This window comes from Muricauda sp. SCSIO 64092, assembly GCF_023016285.1.
Classification (GTDB): domain Bacteria; phylum Bacteroidota; class Bacteroidia; order Flavobacteriales; family Flavobacteriaceae; genus Croceivirga.
Genome location: NZ_CP095413.1, coordinates 1,123,895 through 1,143,886 on the forward strand (window position 1 = coordinate 1,123,895; position 19,992 = coordinate 1,143,886).

Below are 19,992 nucleotides of genomic sequence, written 5' to 3' on the forward strand. Positions count from 1 at the left end.
TTTTGTTTTTAGGTAAACCTAATGGTTGAGTTCTTCCTCATTTTCCTGTAAAGGAATATGTTGTGGGACAAAATCCTGCCCTGGAATTATATAGTCCCCATTTTCATAGGTTTTACTGTAATCATATGCCCAACGGTGGACTTCCGGAATTTTGCCGGGCCAGTTTCCATGGATATGCTTTTGCGGTGCCGTCCACTCCAAGGTATTGGAACTCCAAGGATTCAAAGGCCCTCTCTTACCATAAAAAATACTGTTTATAAAGTTGTAAACGAAAATTAGCTGGGCCAATCCCGCAATAATGGCAAACACCGTCATTAAAACCTGGACATTGGTCAATTCGTCAAACATGGGGAAGGCCGTGTTCTCATAGTATCGTCTTGGTACTCCAGCCATACCTACAAAATGCATTGGAAAGAAAATTCCATAGGCACATATAGCGGTTATCCAGAAATGGATATAACCGAGGTTCTTATTCATCATCCTACCTTGGAACATTTTCGGGAACCAATGGTAAACCCCTGCAAACAGTCCATAAAGCGCAGAAATACCCATAACCAAATGGAAGTGTGCCACGACAAAATAAGTATCATGCACATTGATATCCAAAGTACTGTCCCCTAAAATGATTCCGGTAAGACCGCCGGTGATAAAGGTAGATACCAAACCAATGGAAAACAGCATCGCCGGGTTCAACTGAAGATTTCCTTTCCATAAGGTCGTGATATAATTAAACGCCTTTACTGCCGAGGGAATGGCAATAAGCAATGTGGTAAAGGTGAATACGGAACCTAAGAACGGATTCATTCCAGAAATGAACATATGGTGACCCCAAACTATAGTGGATAGGAATGCAATGGCCAGAATGGAAGCAACCATTGCCCGATAACCGAATATGGGTTTTCTGGCATTTGTTGCCATTACCTCGGAGGTAATCCCCAAAGCAGGCAATAATACAATATATACCTCTGGGTGGCCCAGGAACCAAAACAAGTGTTCGTACAGGACAGGTGACCCCCCTTGATAATGGAGTACTTCACCTTGAATGAAAATATCCGATAAGAAGAAGGAGGTTCCAAAACTTCTGTCCATCAACAACAATAAACCTGCCGAAAGCAATACCGGGAAAGAAATTACACCGATAATTGCAGTAACAAAAAATGCCCAAATGGTCAAAGGAAGCCTTGTCATGGACATCCCCTTGGTTCTAAGGTTTAAGACGGTCACAATATAGTTCAGTGATCCCAAAAGGGAGGACGCAATGAATATGGTCATTGAAAGCAACCACAATGTCATCCCCAAACCTGAACCCGGTTGTGCCATGGGTAAGGCACTTAGTGGAGGGTAAATGGTCCAACCCGCTGCCGCAGGCCCGGCTTCCACGAACAAGGAAATCACCATAAGTACGGTTGAAACGAAGAACAACCAATAGGAAACCATATTTAAAAAGCCCGAAGCCATATCCCTTGCCCCTATTTGCAATGGTATCAATAGGTTACTGAATGTACCGCTCAATCCTGCCGTTAATACAAAGAACACCATAATGGTTCCGTGCATGGTAATCAAAGCCAGGTAGACGTCTGCATCCATGACACCCCCAGGGGCCCATTTTCCAAGAAAGGTTTCAAAGATTGCGAAGGACTCCCCAGGCCAGGCCAACTGCATCCTAAATATGAGTGACATTGCAATACCAATGAATCCCATGACCAATACCCCGGTTATGAGGTATTGTTTGGCAATCATCTTATGGTCCTGACTAAAGATGTACTTGGTAATAAATGTTTCCTTGTGATGATGTCCGTGATCATCATGTGCATGTCCATCAACATGTTCGTGTGCTACTGCAGACATAATCCAATTGATTTTTTGTTCGTATTTCTTTTTCTAGCAATTCATTATTCGTTTATGGCGACAACTTCCGCTGTTTCCATATTTTCCAAAGGAGCTTTTTCTTCCCCTCCATTGGCGGCCAAGAGCGTTTCTGTAAACGTTTTTTGTTCAGCCATCCAATCATTGTATTCATCTTCGGTAACCACCACAATTTTCATTTGCATATTGTAGTGCGATTTACCACAGATTTTATTGCAAAGTAAGACATAATCAAATTCCCATGGGTCCGAATTGGGCCTTCCTTCGGCAGCCCATTTCGCCCTTAATTGATTGGTCCGTTTTACTTTGTCAACCACATCCGGGTTCAGTCTCATTTCTTCCGTTGTGATGGTTGGGGTGAAAGAAAACTGTGTGATCATTCCCGGCACACAGTTCATTTGCGCCCTAAAGTGCGGCATATAAGCCGAATGCAATACGTCTTGGGAACGCATGTAAAAATTCACTTTTCTTCCAACGGGAAGATATAATTCCTTTACTATAATGTCATCCGTGGCATTGGGGTCGGATTCATCCAATCCCAAAACGTTGGCCCTATTAATGTCTATCAATCGAACACTGGCATCACCCAAAACATTGTCCTGCCCCCCATACCTCGCGGTCCAATTAAACTGTTGGGCATATAGCTCTACAATCAAGGGGTCATCTTCTTCGTTCACATCCATAATCTCAGTCCAATAGTAGAGTCCGGAGATAATCAAGCCTGCGAGCACAATAACCGGGATGATGGTCCAAATAAACTCCAATCTGTCATTATCGGCATAAAATAGTGCCTTTTTTCCCTTCTCCCCTCTGTATTTGTAACCGAAATAATGAAGCAATGCCTGGGTAATGGTCTGCACAAAGAAAATTACGGCGAAGGAAATCCACATCAATGTATCGTATTCCCCACCGTGGGCAGAGGCTGCTTCTGGTAACAGCACCTTGGTGTACTTTGCAAAGCTAAATATGGTGATACCGTATATGAATATCAAAAAGAGGAACAATAGGTATCCATTGGCCCTATTATCGGAATCATTTGCAATTTCCGATTTTGAAGCATCTACTCGTAATTGAGACAATTCAAATATTTTGGTCAATTGCCAGATGGCAATAGCCACCAAAACAAGAACCGTTAAAACTAATAATGTCGTCATTTCTTAATTTTTCTCTTCCGCTTTTTAGTAATGGAAATGTCTACTTTCTTCAATAAATGGATTACGTTTCGGCATCAATTCTTCTTTGGTAAGGGCTGTGAACGTCCAAAAGACAAACAAACCACCAAAGAACAATATCCCACCTATTTCGGGTATTCCAAGATGCCAGTTCTCACCAACGGTTGCGGGCATTACCATGTTGAATACATCCATATAATGTCCAAACAAAATAATGATTCCCGTCATAATTACGAACCAATTTACACGTTTGTAGTCACTGTTCATCAACACTAATAGTGGAAAGATAAAATTAAGTGCCAACATACCAAAGAATGGCAGTTTATAATGTTCTATTCGAGTAACGAAATAGGTGACCTCTTCGGGGATATTCGCATACCATATCAACATAAACTGACTAAACCACAAATACGTCCAAAAGATGCTTATGCCAAACATAAATTTGGCCAAATCGTGGATATGGCTATCGTTCACTTCCTGCAGGTATCCTTTGGATTTTAGATAGATGGTTACCATTGCTATTACGGTAATCCCAGAAACGAACATACTGGCAAATACATACCATCCAAAAAGCGTACTGAACCAGTGAGGATTCAAACTCATGATCCAATCCCATGACATCATGGATTCCGATATCAAATAGAATACCAAGAATCCTGCAGACCATCTAAAGTTCTTTTTGAAATTGGAATCATCATCCGCCTTGTCCTGGGCCAAGCTCAATTTTCTTGAAATCTGGCGGTAAGCAATCCATCCACCAAGGAAAATAGCAGCCCTGATCAAGAAAAATGTAGGATTTAAATACCCCTGTTTTCCTTGCAATAATGCGTCATGGGCAACAACTTCCGCATCCATCCAGGTGAACATATGGTTAAAGTGCAATACGGATAGTACCAATAACACGAATACTATGATTCCCCCCGGGACCAAATAGGCGGTTATCCCTTCCATGACCCTAAACAGCAAAGGAGCCCAACCTGCCTGCGCAGCCCTGTTGACCGCATAAAAGGCAAGTGTTCCAAGTGATATCATAAAGAAAAAGAAGGCCGCTACATATAAGGCCGACCATGGCCTGTTCTTTAATTGATGGTACACGTGTTCGTCATGGGAGGCACTATGCCCTTCGCCATGGCCTGCTGCCTCTTCGGTATGTTCCCCGTCATGGGAAGCCATCGCGTTGGTTTGATCGGCATGTGCATCGCCACCATGTCCACCATGACCATCGGAATGGGCAGCCGCGACCATTGCCTTGGCCTCCTCCACGTTGGCGGGGGTATTCATAAATCCAGCAATAAGCATCACTAAGCCAAGGCCCATTGCTATGTACGACCCAATTTTTAATCTATTTGAAAAGGTATATTTCATTCCTATTGCTTATTTGGATAGGTCTTCTTTTAATTGCATAACATACTCCGAAACTTGCCACATTTCTTCCTCTGAACTAAACTGGGAAGCGTAGGAGCCCATGGAATTCAATCCATAGTACATGGTATGGTAGGTACTTCCAACGGTAATGTTCCTGGCAACATCAGCGTAACTGGGGACACCCAATATTTTTTCGCGTTTTACCAAAGTACCCTGTCCCGCACCTTTGTTCCCATGGCAAATGGCACAATACACATCATATAATTCCTTCCCCTTGACCAGGTTCTCCTCACGATTCAAGGAATCCAGCGGGCTTGGTTGTAATCTTGCCAATTCCTTACCTTCTATGGAGTTGTCAAACTCATAGGGAAGCCACTCCCTGGATACCGTGCCCTCCGCCGGAAGCAAAGCTGCCGTACCTTGGGGGAAAAGACCATTATCGTCCCCTTGATAGGTTTCATACCCCACAGGTTCGTACATATTGGGCATGTATTGGTAGTTGGGTTGGTTTTTGTCAAAACATGAGGTAATCCCTACCAAAAGGAAAAAGATCAACCCGATTTTAATGCTACTTTTTATCATAGTCTTACTTTTTTGGCACTTGTACTTCCACAGCACCGGTGTCCAATAGCAATTCTTTTAAGGCTTCTTCATCGTTTCCAACAGCAACCTCCACCAAAAAACGGTCATCCGTTGTTCTAATATCTGGATTCTCCGCTTTTTTAAACGGCCACATTTTGCTTCGTAGGTAAAAGGTAATTACCATGAGGTGCGCAGCGAAGAATACCGTCATCTCAAACATAATGGGGACAAAGGCTGGCATATTTTCCAGATAGCTAAAACTGGGTTTACCACCGATGTCCTGCGGCCAGTCCTGAATCATGATGTAGTTCATCATGGTAATAGCCACAGCCAATCCCAAACATCCGTATAAAAAGGAGGTTATCGCGATCCTAGTATCCGCCAATCCCATGGCCTTATCCAGCCCATGGACCGGAAAGGGGGTATACACTTCCTCGATATGATATTTTTCGGAACGTAACTTTTTAACGGCATGCATCAGCAAGTCGTCATCATCGTACAATGCCCTAAATGTGGTTGATGCCATTTATCTAATCTTAGTTTATCAATTTTTTAGCTTGTCCTGCCCAATCATCACGTTGCGCCCTTCCAGGGAAGGACCCTGTAATCGAATCCAACAAATCGTATTCTTTTGCGGTCATCTTACTTACCTGTAAAAAGGAGAAAATGCCAATTTTATTCAATGTTTTTTCCATCAAAGGACCAATGCCCTTTACCTTTTTTAAATCGTCCGGGGTTTGTGTCTTGGTATCAAAACTTCCGATGCTCGACAATAATCGGTTTATGGAAACACCTGCCATTGCCACTTCCGGGAGCGGTTCATCGGCATGACCCGCATCCATTTCCACTTCCACAATCTTACCTCTCGCAGGCATGGTATACAATGGCTGTCCAGCTTCCCGTAGCGCCTTGTACCTTGCACCTGATGACTTCAATATCGATTTCACCTCGGCTTGTGCAATTACTGGGAAGGTTCTGGAATACAATAAGAACAGGACAAAAAAGAATCCAATCGTTCCAATAAATATTCCGATATCCACAAAAGTTGGGGAAAACATGGTCCATGAGGACGGCAGGTAATCCCTATGCAAGGAAGTGACGATAATCACAAAACGCTCAAACCACATTCCTATATTCACCACAATGGAAATGAAGAAGGAGAACATGATACTGGTACGTAATTTTTTGAACCACATAAATTGTGGTGAGAAAACATTACAGGTCATCATGGACCAATAGGCCCACCAGTAAGGCCCCGTAGCCCTGTTAAGGAAGGCATATTGTTCATATTCCACTCCGGAATACCATGCAATGAACAATTCCGTAATATAGGCACATCCCACAATGGAGCCCGTAATCATGATTACGATGTTCATTAATTCAATATGCTGAACGGTGATGTATGCCTCGAGATTACAAACTTTTCGCATGATGATCAGCAAGGTCTGTACCATGGCAAAACCTGAGAATATCGCTCCTGCAACGAAATAGGGTGGGAATATGGTGGTATGCCAACCTGGTATTACCGATGTGGCGAAGTCAAAGGATACAATGGTATGTACGGAAAGTACAAGTGGGGTGGCCAAACCGGCCAATACCAAGGACACTTCTTCAAAGCGTTGCCAATCTTTGGCCCGACCAGTCCATCCAAAACTTAGCAAACTGTATATTTTCTTTTGGAAGGGTTTTACCGCCCTATCACGAATCATGGCAAAGTCCGGGAGCAATCCTGTCCACCAGAAAACCAGGGAAACGGAAAGGTAGGTTGAAATCGCAAAAACGTCCCAAAGCAGTGGGGAGTTAAAATTCACCCATAGCGATCCAAATTGGTTTGGAATGGGTAATACCCAGTACGCCAACCACGGACGCCCCATATGGATAATAGGGAACAATCCAGCCTGGATTACGGAGAAAATGGTCATGGCCTCTGCAGAACGGTTGATCGCCATACGCCATTTTTGACGGAACAGCAATAATACCGCTGAAATCAAGGTTCCCGCATGACCAATACCTACCCACCATACGAAGTTGGTAATGTCCCATGCCCAGTTTACCGTTTTGTTGAGGCCCCAGACCCCAATTCCTGTTGAAATGGTATAAATGATACAACCCAATCCCCATAAAAATGCGACCAAAGCAATGGAAAAAACTATCCACCATTGCTTATTGGCCTTGCCTTCCACCGGTCTGGCAATATCCACGGAAACGTCGTGGTAGCCTTTGTCTCCCAGTACAAGGGGTCTGCGTATAGGTGCTTCGTAATGCGATGCCATATTAGCGTATTCTAATTTTTATTGGTTATGCCTCGTTGGTATTTCTCACTTTAACATGATAGAACACATTGGGTTGTGTCCCCACATGTTCCAATAAGTGATACATTCTGTCATCCTTCTTCAACTTGGCCACTTTGCTTTCTTTGTCATTCACGTCCCCAAAAACAATGGCCCCACTGCTACAGGCAGAGGAACATGCCGTTTGGAACTCTCCATCCTTAACCTCCCGGCCTTCTTTCTTGGCATCCAAAATGGTCTTTTGGGTCATCTGGATACACCAAGAGCATTTCTCCATAACACCCCTGGAACGTACATTGACGTCCGGATTCAACACCATTTTGCCCAAGTCGTTGTTCATATAGAAATCAAACTCGTCATTATTGTTGTATAAGAACCAGTTGAAACGTCTTACTTTATAAGGACAGTTGTTGGCACAATAGCGTGTTCCCACACAACGGTTATATGCCATATGGTTGTGTCCCTGTTTACTGTGGGCAGTAGCCGCTACCGGACAAACGGTCTCGCAAGGTGCATGATTACAATGCTGACACATTACGGGCTGGAAGGCCACCTGAGGGTTGGCTGCAGGATTTTCGAGGGCCAACATCGTGTTTTTATACCCCTCCGCTGCAGTATCCTTCTCCTCTACGTCATTTTCAAAAGTATCTTCCGAAGAGTAATACCTATCAATACGCAACCAATGCATATCACGCGAAAGACGCATTTCCTTTTTTCCAACTACAGGCACATTGTTTTCCGCATGACAGGCAATGACACACGCTCCACATCCGGTACATGCATTTAAATCGATCGACATGTTAAAGTGGTGTCCTATAGATCGATCAAAACTCTCCCATAAATCCACGGTAGTTGCAGGCACTTCCTGATGGTCCAGGGAAACCTGCGGAACGGGATTCCAAACATGGGGTTCCTCAGTGTTGAATTCCTTTAAAGTCGTTTCTTTGATGATATCCCCACGGCCCATCAACGTATTGTGCAATTGGATACAGGCAAATTCATGTACCCCACTTGCCTTTGAGATGGAAACGGATTGAACATCATTAAAATTCCTGTACAATGGAAAAGCGTTGACACCAGTTTGCATTTCCTCTTGCATCCCGGCCATTCTTCCGTAACCGAAGGACAGACCTGCTGTTCCCTTGGCCTGACCCGGCTGAATGATTACGGGAATATTTTCCAATGTAGTACCATCCACGGTTACGTTTGCATAGCTTCCATCGAGACCACCATTGGCAACATTATAATTTTCCAATCCAAGTTCCTCCGCATCAGCTTTGGAAATGGTGATATAGTTATCCCAGGTAACACGGGTAATTGGATCGGGGAACTCTTGCAACCAAGGATTATTGGCTTGTTTCCCGTCACCCATACCCACTTTGGAATATAGTGTCAGTTCCATACTGGAATCGGCTGTACTCGTCAATGAACGTAATGCGGAGGACAATGAGGAAATCATGGTTTCCTCTCCGGTTGCCTCTTCATTGGGTTCAACGGCGCTTTCATCGGCACCATCACTCATGGCAACCGTAAAAACACCATCTTGAAGGGCTTTATTCCACCCAAAACCATTTAGGTAGGAATTTGTCCAGTTCTCTTTCACATATTCACGATAAGACATTTCGCCGCCCATCCAATTCAATAGACAGGTTTGAAATTGTCTTGTATCAAACAATTCCCGGATTACCGGTTGCATGAGGCTCAAATGACCTTTTTTCAACTCGGCATCCCCCCACGATTCCAAATAGTGTGAAGCGGCAGCCACATGGGATACGGACTGGGCCGTTTCATCATTGTTCAAGGCAAAATAAACGGACAAATCCACTTTTCCCAGACCTTCAACAAAATCTGCGGCATTGGGCAATGAATAAACCGGATTGACACCGTCAATAATAAGTGCGCCAATTCTACCGGCATTCATATCCGCAATGAGCTTATCCACTTCTGCTGTATTTCCAGCTCGGATATAACGGGGTTTTTCCGTGTCAAATGCTTCGCTTTGGAGCAGTTTATTAATCGCCAATGTTACCATTTGCGCATTAATATCATTCAAACCGCAGACCACTACGGCCTTGCTCCCTGCTTTTCTTATTTCCGATGCAATGGCATCAACGGTAGCATCTATATCAGAATTGCCACCACCAACGGTACTGCCATTCAGTTTACCATACAATTTTGCCAAGCCTGTTCTAATTTCCGAAGGCTTCATGGGCAAACGGGCATCTGCATTGGCACCGGACAATGACATATTGGACTCTATCTGGACATGACGCGACATCTTTCCGTTATGGGGGACCCTGCCTTTGGCATATCCCGAATCATATCCCCCGCCTTGCCAATCCCCTAGGAAATCAGCCGCAAAGGAAACAATAAGTTCAGCTTTGCTAAAATCGTAATCCACCAAGGCCCGCTCACCATACATGGCCTCAAATGCATTTAAGGCAGCATCTTCAGAAATGGCATCGTATGTAACATGGTTCACATTTCCAAATGCCTCGGAAAACTCGGAAACCAATTTGGAAGTGGAAGGACTTGCGTAGGTTTGCGTCAATAATGCCACCTGTTTGCCCGAGTTCTGTAATCCCGCCAATTTGGCCTTTACAGTGGCATCAAGAACATCCCATTCCATGAATTCACCATTGGCCATTGGGCCCTGAACCCTCTTTTTGTCGTACAAAGAAAGGACGGAAGCATTCACCCTGGCATTAGCGCCTCCAAGTACTGAAGCCCTATCATTATTCTTTATGAGAATCGGTCGTCCTTCCCGCGTTTTTACCAAAATACTGGCAAAATCAAATCCATCTGCGATTGTGGTCGCATAGTAATTGGCCACACCAGGGACAATGTTCTCCGGCTGGATGACGTAGGGAACGGACTTATGAACGGGGCCTTCGCAAGCAGCCATAGTAGCAGCAGCCGTGCTAAAACCCACATATTTAAGGAAATCCCTTCTAGTTGTGCTGGATTCCTCCAAATTCTCCTTATCCCCAAGAAAATCATCCACGGGAATATGTTCCACAAATTCGTTTTGTTTTAGCGTCTCAACAATGGAATCGGTCGAATTCAATTCCGCCTCACTCTTCCAATATTTCTTGTTTGATGCCATATAGTTTTGTAAGAATAACTTCAAGTTAAATTAATAGTGGCACTTACCACATTCCAATCCACCCATTTGTGCTGCCGTAAGTTTCTCAACCCCATACTTTTTGGAGAGTTCTTCATGGATTTTTTTGTAATATCCATTGTCAGCAACCTGCACCTCTGTTTCCCGGTGGCAATTGATACACCAACCCATGGTCAATGGGGAATATTGGTACATAATTTCCATTTCCTCAACGGGTCCGTGACAGGTTTGACATTCGATGTTTCCTGCCGTGACATGCTGCGCGTGATTGAAATAAGCGAAATCCGGAAGGTTATGGATTCTTACCCATTCCACCGGTTGTGATTCACCGGTGTAGCGCTGGTTTTCCTCATCCCATCCAACCGCTTTATATAATTTTTTGATTTCGTTTGTGTAGAACTCATTGGTATACCCATTGGCCAAATCCTCGGCACTTGGCCCTTCTGGATTCCCCTTATATTCATAAATGGATTTGTGACAGTTCATACAAACGTTCAACGACGGGATTCCCGAATGTTTGGAAACCCTTGCCGAAGAATGGCAATACTGACATTCAATCTTATTGTCCCCTGCGTGAATTTTATGCGAATAATGAATGGGTTGAATTGGGGCATATCCCTGGTCAATACCTATTTGGGACATCCACGCAAAAGCACCATAGGCACTGGCCAATAAAAAGACCACCACCGTGCAGAAAACCAAAAACTGGTTCTGGGCAAAAGCTTTCCAAATGGGTATACGTCCGCCGTCCAATTCTTCGGCCAATTGCACCCCATTGGCTTCGGCAATTCTTCTTAGCGTGCGATTGACCAAAAACAACATCACCACCAAGAGCGCAAAAACAACGGCCAACGCCCCAAGGATCATTTCATTGGATATTCCACTTGCATTACCACCATCCCCATCGGTATCGGCCACGGCAGTAGCAGCGGCGGCAGGTGCTGGAGGTGGAGCCGCAGTATAGGCAAGTATGTCGTCAATATCCGCGTTTGATAAGGTTGGGAAGGCTGTCATTGCCGCTTGGTTGTATTCATTGTAAATACGCACGGCATAGGCATCCCCTGCAGCAATCATCCCGGCACTATTCTTTATCCAAGCATACAACCATTCCTTGTCCAAGCCTTCTTCTTCGGCCAACCGACTTTCCACATTGGCCAAGGCCGGTCCGGTCATCTTGCGGTTCAAAGCATGACAGGCGGCACAGTTTTGATTGAACAACTGTTTGCCCTTTACGGGGTCACCACCCAAATCGGCCGTCTGCTCTTCAGCAACAGGTTCGGCAGTGGACTCTTCTTGCGCAAAAGTGGGAATGGAAAAAAGTTGGGAAATCAGCAGTAAACTTAGACCAAAAACTTTCGTCAATTGAACTCGGTCAAAAACCTTTTTCATCATAATATACTTGCTATCAAAATTTTGGCACGGATTTGGCGTTGATACTGTAAATGTTAGCACCACCGTTGCTCAAATTGCGAACAAAAATACGACACTACAAGCTTTTTTTAAATGTTAAAGGATTCTTACAACATAATTTATAACTATTCTAAATAGCAATTTTCAGAAATGTTTAACCTTCATTATTTTACTTTTGCAAAACGCGATTTTTGCTGTATATTTTAAGACTATGAAAGCACCTGTATTTACTTTATTTTTCATGTGTATTGCCGTATACATCCACGCACAGGAAGGAGTGGTCACTATTGAACAAGATCCGAGGATTGAGCAATTGGTCAGAGTATACAATAAGGTAAATTCCAATAAGGGATTCTATCAGATACAGGTTGGTTTTGGGAGCTATGAAAAAGCACAGAACCTTAAATCCCAGGTGGACATAGATTTCCCGGGGTGGTATTCAAAAATCGAGTTTCAAGAACCTACTTACCGTGTGCGTTTGGGCAAGTTTCAAGACCCATTGGAAGCTGAAAGACGATTTATCGAAGTCCGAAAAAAGTATCCAAGCGCCATGCTCTTAAAACCGGAAAGCGATTCCAAATAAAATTTGGAGCTTCCGTTACCACGTTTCCTACAGTTTTTTCTTCACCGCAACTTCCTGGAAGGATTCTACAATATCCCCAATTCGGATATCATTGTAGTTCTTGATCTGTAATCCGCAGTCATATCCTTTGGATACCTCCTTGACATCGTCCTTGAATCGTTTAAGGGAAGCCAACTCCCCATTAAAGACGACAACCCCATCCCTGATCAAACGGATCTTGGAGTTCCTGAAGATTTTTCCACTGGTCACCATACAACCGGCGATGGTACCAATTTTGGATATTTTAAAGGTTTCCCTTATTTCTGCATTACCGGTGATTTCCTCTTTCATTTCAGGGGAAAGCATACCTTCCATGGCATCCTTAAGGTCATTGATCGCATCATAGATAATGGAATAGGTGCGGATATCTATTTCCTCTTTATCCGCTACCGTACGGGCATTGCCCATTGGCCTTACGTTGAACCCAATGATAATGGCATCCGAAGCACTTGCCAGCAGCACATCGGATTCCGTAATGGCACCCACACCCTTATGGATAATATTTACCTGGATCTCATCTGTGGACAGTTTTTGGAAGGAATCCGTCAATGCCTCAACGGAACCATCCACGTCCCCTTTAAGGATGATGTTCAGTTCCTTGAAGTCCCCAAGGGCAATTCGTCTTCCAATTTCATCCAGTGTAATGTGACGTTGCGTACGAACGGTCTGTTCCCGTTGCAACTGGGAACGTTTTGTAGCAATCTGTTTTGCCTCACGTTCATCATCCAATACATTGAACTTATCCCCTGCCTGGGGCGCACCATCCAATCCAAGAATGGAAATGGGTGTTGCGGGCCCTGCCTTTTTTATATTTTTTCCACGCTCGTCCTGCATTGCCTTCACCTTACCACTGCAGGTACCGGCAAGAACATAATCCCCAATTTCCAGTGTTCCGTTCTGGACCAATATGGTGGAGACATAACCCCTACCTTTATCCAGGAACGCTTCAACCACGGTTCCGGCCGCAAGTCTATTGGGATTGGCCTGCAATTCCAACAGTTCAGCCTCGAGCAACACCTTTTCCAGGAGTTCTTTTACCCCTTGTCCGGTTTTTGCAGAAATGTCATGGGATTGAATTTTACCCCCCCAGTCCTCTACCAAAAGGTTCATGCCCGCAAGACCTTCCTTGATTTTATCCGGATTGGCCGTGGGCTTATCAATTTTGTTTATGGCAAACACAATGGGCACTCCAGCGGCTTGAGCATGGCTAATTGCCTCTTTGGTCTGTGGCATGATATCGTCATCCGCAGCTACCACAATAATGGCAATATCCGTCACCTGTGCTCCCCTGGCCCGCATAGCCGTAAAAGCTTCGTGACCGGGTGTATCCAGGAACGTAATTTTTTGCCCGGAAGCAAGTGTCACCCCATAGGCCCCAATGTGCTGTGTAATACCACCGCTTTCACCTGCAATTACATTTTCTTCACGTATGTAATCCAGTAAGGAGGTTTTACCATGGTCTACGTGACCCATTACCGTAACGATCGGTGCCCGTGATTCCAAATCCTCCGGAGCATCCTGTTCAATTTCGATGGACTCTTCGATCTCAGCGGTAACAAACTCCACCTCGTACCCAAACTCTTCTGCAACGATGGACAATGTTTCGGCATCCAAACGCTGGTTCATGGTCACCATCATTCCCAAGGACATACAGGCCGAGATAATTTCAGTAGTGGAGACATCCATCATAGTGGCCACCTCATTTACGGTGACGAACTCGGTAACCTTTAATAGTTTACTTTCCTTTTCCTGCTGTTCAAGCTCCTTCTCGGATTGCTGCCTGTGCAAATCCCGTTTTTCCCTTCGGTACTTTGCTCCCTTGCCCTTATTGGTCTTTCCTTGAAGCTTCTCCAAGGTTTCCCGTACCTGTTTCTGGATTTCCTCTTCGGTAGGCTCTACCTTGGCAACGGTTTGCCGTTGTCCACCTTTTCTGTTGCCATTACGACCACGATTGCCCCCTGGCCCAGAGGCATCATTCTTACTTATGATCCGTTTTCTGCGCTTCTTTCGATCCGATGGCGAACCTGGGCCCGTGTTGTTGGGCTTGCTTTCCTCTTTTTTCTTCTTGGGCTTATTGAATTGGCTAAGATCGATCTTAGCCCCAGTAAGTTTTGGCCCTGTAAGTTTTTTGTATTGTGTGGTTATCGTTTCCGGTTCCTTTGGCTCTTCGGGAACAGCAGGTTTCTCTTCCACCTTTTTCTCCTCAACCACTTTAACGGGCTTAGGCTCTTCCTTTTTTACAACTGGCTCCTCCTTAGGCTTGGGAGGTTCCGGTTTTTTATCCAGATCGATCTTGCCCACCGTTTTTGGCCCTGCAAGTTCTACCTTTCCTTTGATGACCTGTTCTGAAGCCGCTTGCTTGCGTTCCCTTGCCAATCTGCGCTCCTCCTGTTCGCGCTCCATTTGTAAACGCAGTTCCTCTTTCTCCTTTAGCTTTTCCTCTGCCACTTCCTGGGAGGCTGCTTTTTTACTGGCATCAGTTTGGAATTCGTCCAACAATACCTGATACACCTCATTGGTAATTTTTGTGGTAGGCCGAGCCTCTATCTCATGCCCTTTAGACACCAGATAGTCCACTGCCCTATCCAATGAAATGTTCAATTCACGTAGAACCTTGTTTAATCGTATTGTTGGGTTGTCTGCCATAAAAAACTTCTGTACTCCCTTTAAATTGTGTGCAAATATACTTTAATCTTCAAATTCGGCTTTAAGGATGCGCACTACCTCATTTACCGTTTCTTCCTCCAGGTCGGTTCGCTTTATTAAATCGTCCACATCTTGCTCCAATACACTCCTTGCGGTATCCAGTCCGATTTTCTTGAACTCTTCAATAATCCAGGAATCGATTTCATCCGAAAATTCCGTTAGTTCCACATCCTCTTCGACACCTTCACGGAACACATCTATTTCGTAACCTGTTAATTGTCCTGCCAAACGTATATTGTGGCCGCCCCTACCTATGGCCTTGGATACTTCCTCGGGTTTAAGGTATACTTGGGCCGTTTTTTTCTCATCATCCAGTTTCACGGAAGTGACCCTAGCAGGGCTCAATGCCCTGGTCACCATTAACTGGGAATTGTTGGTCCAGTTGATGACATCTATATTTTCATTTCCCAATTCCCGAACAATACCGTGAATCCGGGACCCCTTCATACCGACACAAGCTCCCACGGGATCTATTCTGTCATCATAGGAATCAACGGCAACTTTTGCTTTCTCCCCTGGTATTCGAACCGCTTTTTTAATGGAGATCAACCCATCAAAAACCTCGGGGATCTCTTGGAAGAACAACTGTTCCAAAAATTTGGGGGAAGTCCTGGACATAATAATGGCAGGCTTGTTCCCTTTAAGTTCCACACTCTCGATTATCCCCCTCACATTGTCCCCTTTCCGGAAGAAATCCGATGGAATTTGTTTGTCTTTGGGCATAATGATTTCATTGCCCTCATCATCCAGCAGAATAATTGCCTTGTGACGAATGTGGTGTACTTCTGCTGTATAGATTTCACCTTCCAAATCCTTGAACTGCTTGTAAATGGTGGTATTGTCATGCTCATGGATTTTGGCAATTAGGTTTTGGCGAAGTGCCAAAATGGAACGCCTTCCCAGGTCCATTAGCTTTACTTCCTCGGACACATCTTCACCAACCTCAAAATCCGGTTCTATTTTGCGGGCCTCACTTAGCGAAATTTCCTCGTTGGGCTCTTCCACTTCGCCGTCTTCCACAACAATCCTGTTCCTCCATATTTCCAAATCCCCTTTATCCGGATTGATGATGATGTCAAAATTATCATCCGAGCCAAACTTCTTTTTTAAGGCGTTCCGGAAGACTTCTTCCAAAATTGCCATTAACGTTACCCTGTCAATAAACTTATCATCCTTAAACTCCGAGAAGGATTCAATAAGCGCCAGATTTTCCATTTTTATCCTGCCATTAAAATTTTAATACAACCTTAGCCCCTTCAATCGCTGAAAAGGCAATTTCCTGTTTTTTTTCAACAGTATGCTTTCCCTTACCTACTGGTTTGGGTTCCCTTGCTTTCCACTCCAAAGTAATGCCGTTGTCATTTACTTCGGTCAATTTTCCTTCTATGCTCCTGCCTTCAGTTTTTACTTCCAAACTGCGGCCCACATTTTTTTTGTACTGTCTTGGAAGAACAAGCGGTGCCGTAGCCCCTGCGGATGTCACTTCCAACGAAAAGTCGGTCTCTTCCCTGTCCAAGTTGTGCTCTATGGCACGACTTATCTCCATACAATCGTTGAGCGAGACACCATTATCCCCATCCAAAACCACTTTTATGATGTTGTCCCCACCAATGGTAAAGTCCAACAAAAAGAGGTCCTGCCGCTTTTCCAAAGCCTTTTTCAATAAGTCCCCAACCTTTTCCGCGAACATAAAATTGAGCAATAAAAGAGGGGACCTGTAGTCCCCTCATGAATACCTCGTATATCACTTGCGTGGTGCAAATATAGGATATTTCTACATTTTGCAAAATTTGTGGGTGTACAAAAAATACCAACACCATCCGCCATTTATCTTTCGGATCCAAATGGGAAGATTGTAAAGGCAATGCTTACCATTAAAATTGGATTTTGGAAGGTCTAAGCGAAAGGATAAATTAGTATTTTCACCATCAAACTAAGAGCCTATTTGGGAATTTATCAAACAGGCTCTAACCTGAAACTATAGCTTCCATGAAAAGAAAAACCGTTTTTACAGGAACAATCGTTGTCCTCTTATTTTCTGCATGTTCTTCGTATTTGACCAGTTCAGAAAATGTGGGCAAAACCAAGAAACCCTACGAAAAGATACTTGTTGTGGGACGGTCAAAGGACAATACCGCTCGAATCAAATTTGAAAACAGTGTGGTTTCCGAATTGAAGGAAGCGGGAGTGAAAGGAACCGCGTCCCATGCGGCCAATAAAATCATTGATTTAAACAGGAAGTATTCCGAGACCGAATTGGCCACTTTAAAGAAAACCCTCATGGCCAATGGTTATGACGGTGTGATCGTTACCAATTTAATCAATACCGAAGAATACACCGATGTTATTCCAGGAAACACATCCACTGCCTATGTTCCAACACGGGCAGGAAGGTTTGGTCGTTATCTGGTCTATTATCCGGTCACAAGATGGGAACCGGACCAGTTGAGAAGCGGTACGAAATATGTTTTTGAGAGTAGTCTTTACCGACTTACGGAAGATTCTGGCGATAACCTCCAATGGATAGGACGTTTTGAGGCCAAAGACCCATCCAACCTAACCAATACCGTGAACAAGTATGCCAAGGATTTAACGAATGCCCTGATAAAAAGCAGCATTTCCACTGACAACTAACGGCAGCCTTTAGGTTTCACCGATCACCTCAAAATAAGTTCCTTTCTTAAGAGGGCAAACCCTTTGATTCCGATCATGGCCAAACCCCTTTTCATCCAGGTGTTCATTGGATCATTAAAGATTTAAGCCGCGGCAACATGGATTCCTTCTTATGCTGCGAGCTTTCCATCTTGGAAAGTATGGTGTTGAGTAAGCTAATGGCCTCATTGATGTAAGGACCCTTGTTGAGCATGACACATTCCGCCTTTAAGGCTGTTGTGGCATCGGTGATTTCTGAACGTGATGGCAGGCCACTTTTGGCCAAGTTTTCCAATACCTGCGTGGCCCAGATAACGGGTACATGGGCAGCTCCACAAATGGATACGATTTCCTGTTGGACCTGACCGATATTTTCCCATCCTGTTTCTATGGCCAAATCACCCCTCGCTATCATCACGCCAACATTTTCCGTTTTCATGGCCTCAAGAAGGATGGGAACCAAATTCTCAAATGCAAATTGGGTTTCAATTTTTAGTATGATTCCCATATACTCGAATGCATTGAGCTTCTTGAGTACATCATAGAGTTCCGTAACATCCTCAGGGCGGTTGACAAAGGAAAAGTTTACGATATCGGCATTTTCGGAAACGAACACAAGATCTTCCCTATCCTTAAGGGTCAGACCTGAGAAGCCCAATTGGGTATCGGGAAAGTTAATGCCCTTCTCCGCTTTAAGCTTGGATCCATTTTCTTTGGCCAACGTAATTTTTACTTTAAAATGAACTTCGTTGACCTCAGTAATAACACCAGCTATTTTGCCATCATCAAAGAATACGCGATCCCCTTCCTCTATATACGCGAATACTTCGGGCAGTTGACAGGATATCATCGCGGGTTGTGTCAATACACCTTCGTCCGAAAACTCGGCAGGAGTCCCCAGGATATCCTCTTTATGAATACGTATTTCGTCATCGACCTTAAGTACCAGGGCGTTTTCCTTTGGTGGGATTTCCCCAACGGTCAATTCCAACATTTCATCGGTAGTCGCATTAAGGACCAAACCAGGTTCAAAGTAAATCGTTTGCATCGTTTCGGCCTCCACATTGGTATTGTTGCAGTTCGTTACCCTAAGTTGTCGGTGTTTTGACCTTGCATCCACCAAGGAAAGTACCTGGCCGATCTGCAATTTTTCCAAATCACCTGACTTCATGGGAAGCATGTTTGGCAATGGCACATATTCCGATTCTGGAACGAGGATTATCGTACCTGGTTCCATTGCCTTACCATAGGCATCCTTTTTCGGTTTACAACGCAATACCTGTGGTCCAGGGACAATCTTACCGGTACGTATCTTGGGTCCGGCCAAATCCATGGCAATTTTCACTTCTTTGTTGAGTTCCTGTGCCGCCCTTTTGATATTGGATATTATTTTTGACCAAACTTCCTGGGAATCATGTGCGCAGTTGATTCTGGCACAATCCATTCCTTTTTCAATCATTTGTTTTACCATTTCGTAGTCATCAGCGGCCTCTCTGGGTTGTGTGACCATAATCCGAACCCTTCTTTCGCTAACGCCCTCGCCCAGTAGGTTTTTAGTGTTTCTCGCCAATATTTTTTTCCCTTTTTTTATGGACCATTGCCCCTTAAGGGCTTCTTTTTCATGTTCCGCAACGGTAAGACCCAAGAGATAGCGAATTGTGAGCACACTCGCTTTGATATGCCCTTCGGCATTGGCAAAACGGGTAAGACCTAAATTTTTAAGGTGTTCTTGCATTTTCCGTACATCAAAACTTCGGAAAGAGCCATAATTGGCAAGGTTTTGGGCGCTTTTTTCATGATAGGGGCTTACATCCCCCAAAGTTTCTTTTAGACGCTCTTCATCTTCATTCATTTTGGCTATGATGGCGTCCAATTGCGCTATAACCCCTAAAACGATTGTCTTTTTTATTTTCATTTCCCTTGTACGATTGCCATTTTTGAACTCCTAGTTATCGCTTTCTGAACCAATACCAACGGAAGTTACGTGATATTCCTTCGCTGATGAACGATATTAACGTTGGTTCGACATAAGAAAATTACGTCATTTTGAGTGTTTTTGCGATAGCAAAAATGTATCGAAAAACCTGCCTGCCCTGCAGCCGGCTCTTAGGTTTGTATTATTAAATCGAAGTATCTTAAAAAAGAAAAGGATGGGTGAACTTTCTTGCCGGCTAGATAAGATCCATTGCCTGTATTAGTCCC

The 19,992-nt window shown here is 44.2% G+C and carries 14 protein-coding genes; 2 read left to right on the forward strand and 12 right to left on the reverse strand.

Going from position 1 to position 19,992, the window contains the following annotated elements; all coding sequences use genetic code 11:
* Positions 1 to 18: 18 nt before the first annotated feature.
* Genes L0P88_RS04710 through L0P88_RS04745 form a run of 8 tightly spaced genes read right to left on the reverse strand, consistent with a single transcriptional unit; the run spans position 19 to position 11,789 of the window.
* Positions 19 to 1,848 (reverse strand): cbb3-type cytochrome c oxidase subunit I, encoded by a 1,830-nt coding sequence (locus L0P88_RS04710; protein ID WP_247133471.1) that lies wholly within the window; start codon positions 1,846 to 1,848, stop codon positions 19 to 21.
* Positions 1,849 to 1,892: 44 nt separating this feature from the next.
* Positions 1,893 to 3,020, reverse strand: a complete 1,128-nt coding sequence (locus L0P88_RS04715; protein ID WP_247133472.1) for a cytochrome c oxidase subunit II — start codon at positions 3,018 to 3,020, stop codon at positions 1,893 to 1,895.
* A 24-nt stretch (positions 3,021 to 3,044) separates the two neighbouring features.
* Positions 3,045 to 4,403 carry a quinol:cytochrome C oxidoreductase gene (locus tag L0P88_RS04720; RefSeq protein ID WP_247133473.1) on the reverse strand — a complete coding sequence of 453 codons (1,359 nt, stop codon included), beginning with the start codon at positions 4,401 to 4,403 and terminating at the stop codon, positions 3,045 to 3,047.
* 9 nt (positions 4,404 to 4,412) lie between these two features.
* The gene (locus L0P88_RS04725; RefSeq protein WP_247134837.1) at positions 4,413 to 4,982 is read right to left on the reverse strand and encodes a c-type cytochrome; all 570 of its coding nucleotides are present in this window, start codon (positions 4,980 to 4,982) and stop codon (positions 4,413 to 4,415) included.
* A gap of 7 nt (positions 4,983 to 4,989) precedes the next feature.
* Positions 4,990 to 5,511 carry a DUF3341 domain-containing protein gene (locus L0P88_RS04730; RefSeq protein ID WP_158776953.1) on the reverse strand — a complete coding sequence of 174 codons (522 nt, stop codon included), beginning with the start codon at positions 5,509 to 5,511 and terminating at the stop codon, positions 4,990 to 4,992.
* A 10-nt stretch (positions 5,512 to 5,521) separates the two neighbouring features.
* A complete protein-coding gene (nrfD, locus tag L0P88_RS04735; protein WP_247133474.1) occupies positions 5,522 to 7,258 on the reverse strand; it encodes an NrfD/PsrC family molybdoenzyme membrane anchor subunit in 1,737 nt (578 codons plus the stop codon).
* 25 nt (positions 7,259 to 7,283) lie between these two features.
* Positions 7,284 to 10,382 carry a TAT-variant-translocated molybdopterin oxidoreductase gene (locus L0P88_RS04740; RefSeq protein WP_247133475.1) on the reverse strand — a complete coding sequence of 1,033 codons (3,099 nt, stop codon included), beginning with the start codon at positions 10,380 to 10,382 and terminating at the stop codon, positions 7,284 to 7,286.
* 30 nt (positions 10,383 to 10,412) lie between these two features.
* Positions 10,413 to 11,789, reverse strand: coding sequence for a c-type cytochrome (locus L0P88_RS04745; RefSeq protein ID WP_247134838.1), 1,377 nt, complete (start codon positions 11,787 to 11,789; stop codon positions 10,413 to 10,415).
* 232 nt (positions 11,790 to 12,021) lie between these two features.
* Between L0P88_RS04745 and L0P88_RS04750 the strand changes: the two genes are divergently transcribed.
* Positions 12,022 to 12,393 (forward strand): SPOR domain-containing protein, encoded by a 372-nt coding sequence (locus L0P88_RS04750; RefSeq protein ID WP_247133476.1) that lies wholly within the window; start codon positions 12,022 to 12,024, stop codon positions 12,391 to 12,393.
* A gap of 27 nt (positions 12,394 to 12,420) precedes the next feature.
* Here the strand turns inward: L0P88_RS04750 and infB are convergent, their stop codons facing one another.
* From infB to rimP, 3 genes are read right to left on the reverse strand one after another with little or no spacing between them, the layout of a single operon-like run.
* Positions 12,421 to 15,078 carry a translation initiation factor IF-2 gene (gene infB, locus L0P88_RS04755; protein WP_247133477.1) on the reverse strand — a complete coding sequence of 886 codons (2,658 nt, stop codon included), beginning with the start codon at positions 15,076 to 15,078 and terminating at the stop codon, positions 12,421 to 12,423.
* 42 nt (positions 15,079 to 15,120) lie between these two features.
* Positions 15,121 to 16,353 carry a transcription termination factor NusA gene (gene nusA / locus L0P88_RS04760; protein WP_247133478.1) on the reverse strand — a complete coding sequence of 411 codons (1,233 nt, stop codon included), beginning with the start codon at positions 16,351 to 16,353 and terminating at the stop codon, positions 15,121 to 15,123.
* A gap of 13 nt (positions 16,354 to 16,366) precedes the next feature.
* Positions 16,367 to 16,828, reverse strand: a complete 462-nt coding sequence (gene rimP / locus L0P88_RS04765; RefSeq protein ID WP_247133479.1) for a ribosome assembly cofactor RimP — start codon at positions 16,826 to 16,828, stop codon at positions 16,367 to 16,369.
* Positions 16,829 to 17,127: 299 nt separating this feature from the next.
* Here rimP and L0P88_RS04770 point away from each other — a divergent pair, with 299 nt between their 5' ends.
* Complete coding sequence (locus L0P88_RS04770; protein WP_247133480.1) at positions 17,128 to 17,772, forward strand: hypothetical protein; 645 nt, start codon at positions 17,128 to 17,130, stop codon at positions 17,770 to 17,772.
* A 103-nt stretch (positions 17,773 to 17,875) separates the two neighbouring features.
* Here L0P88_RS04770 and L0P88_RS04775 read toward each other — a convergent pair whose 3' ends face one another.
* Entirely contained in the window at positions 17,876 to 19,705 is a 1,830-nt protein-coding gene (locus L0P88_RS04775) for a pyruvate kinase (protein WP_247133481.1), read from the reverse strand.
* Positions 19,706 to 19,992: the final 287 nt, after the last annotated feature.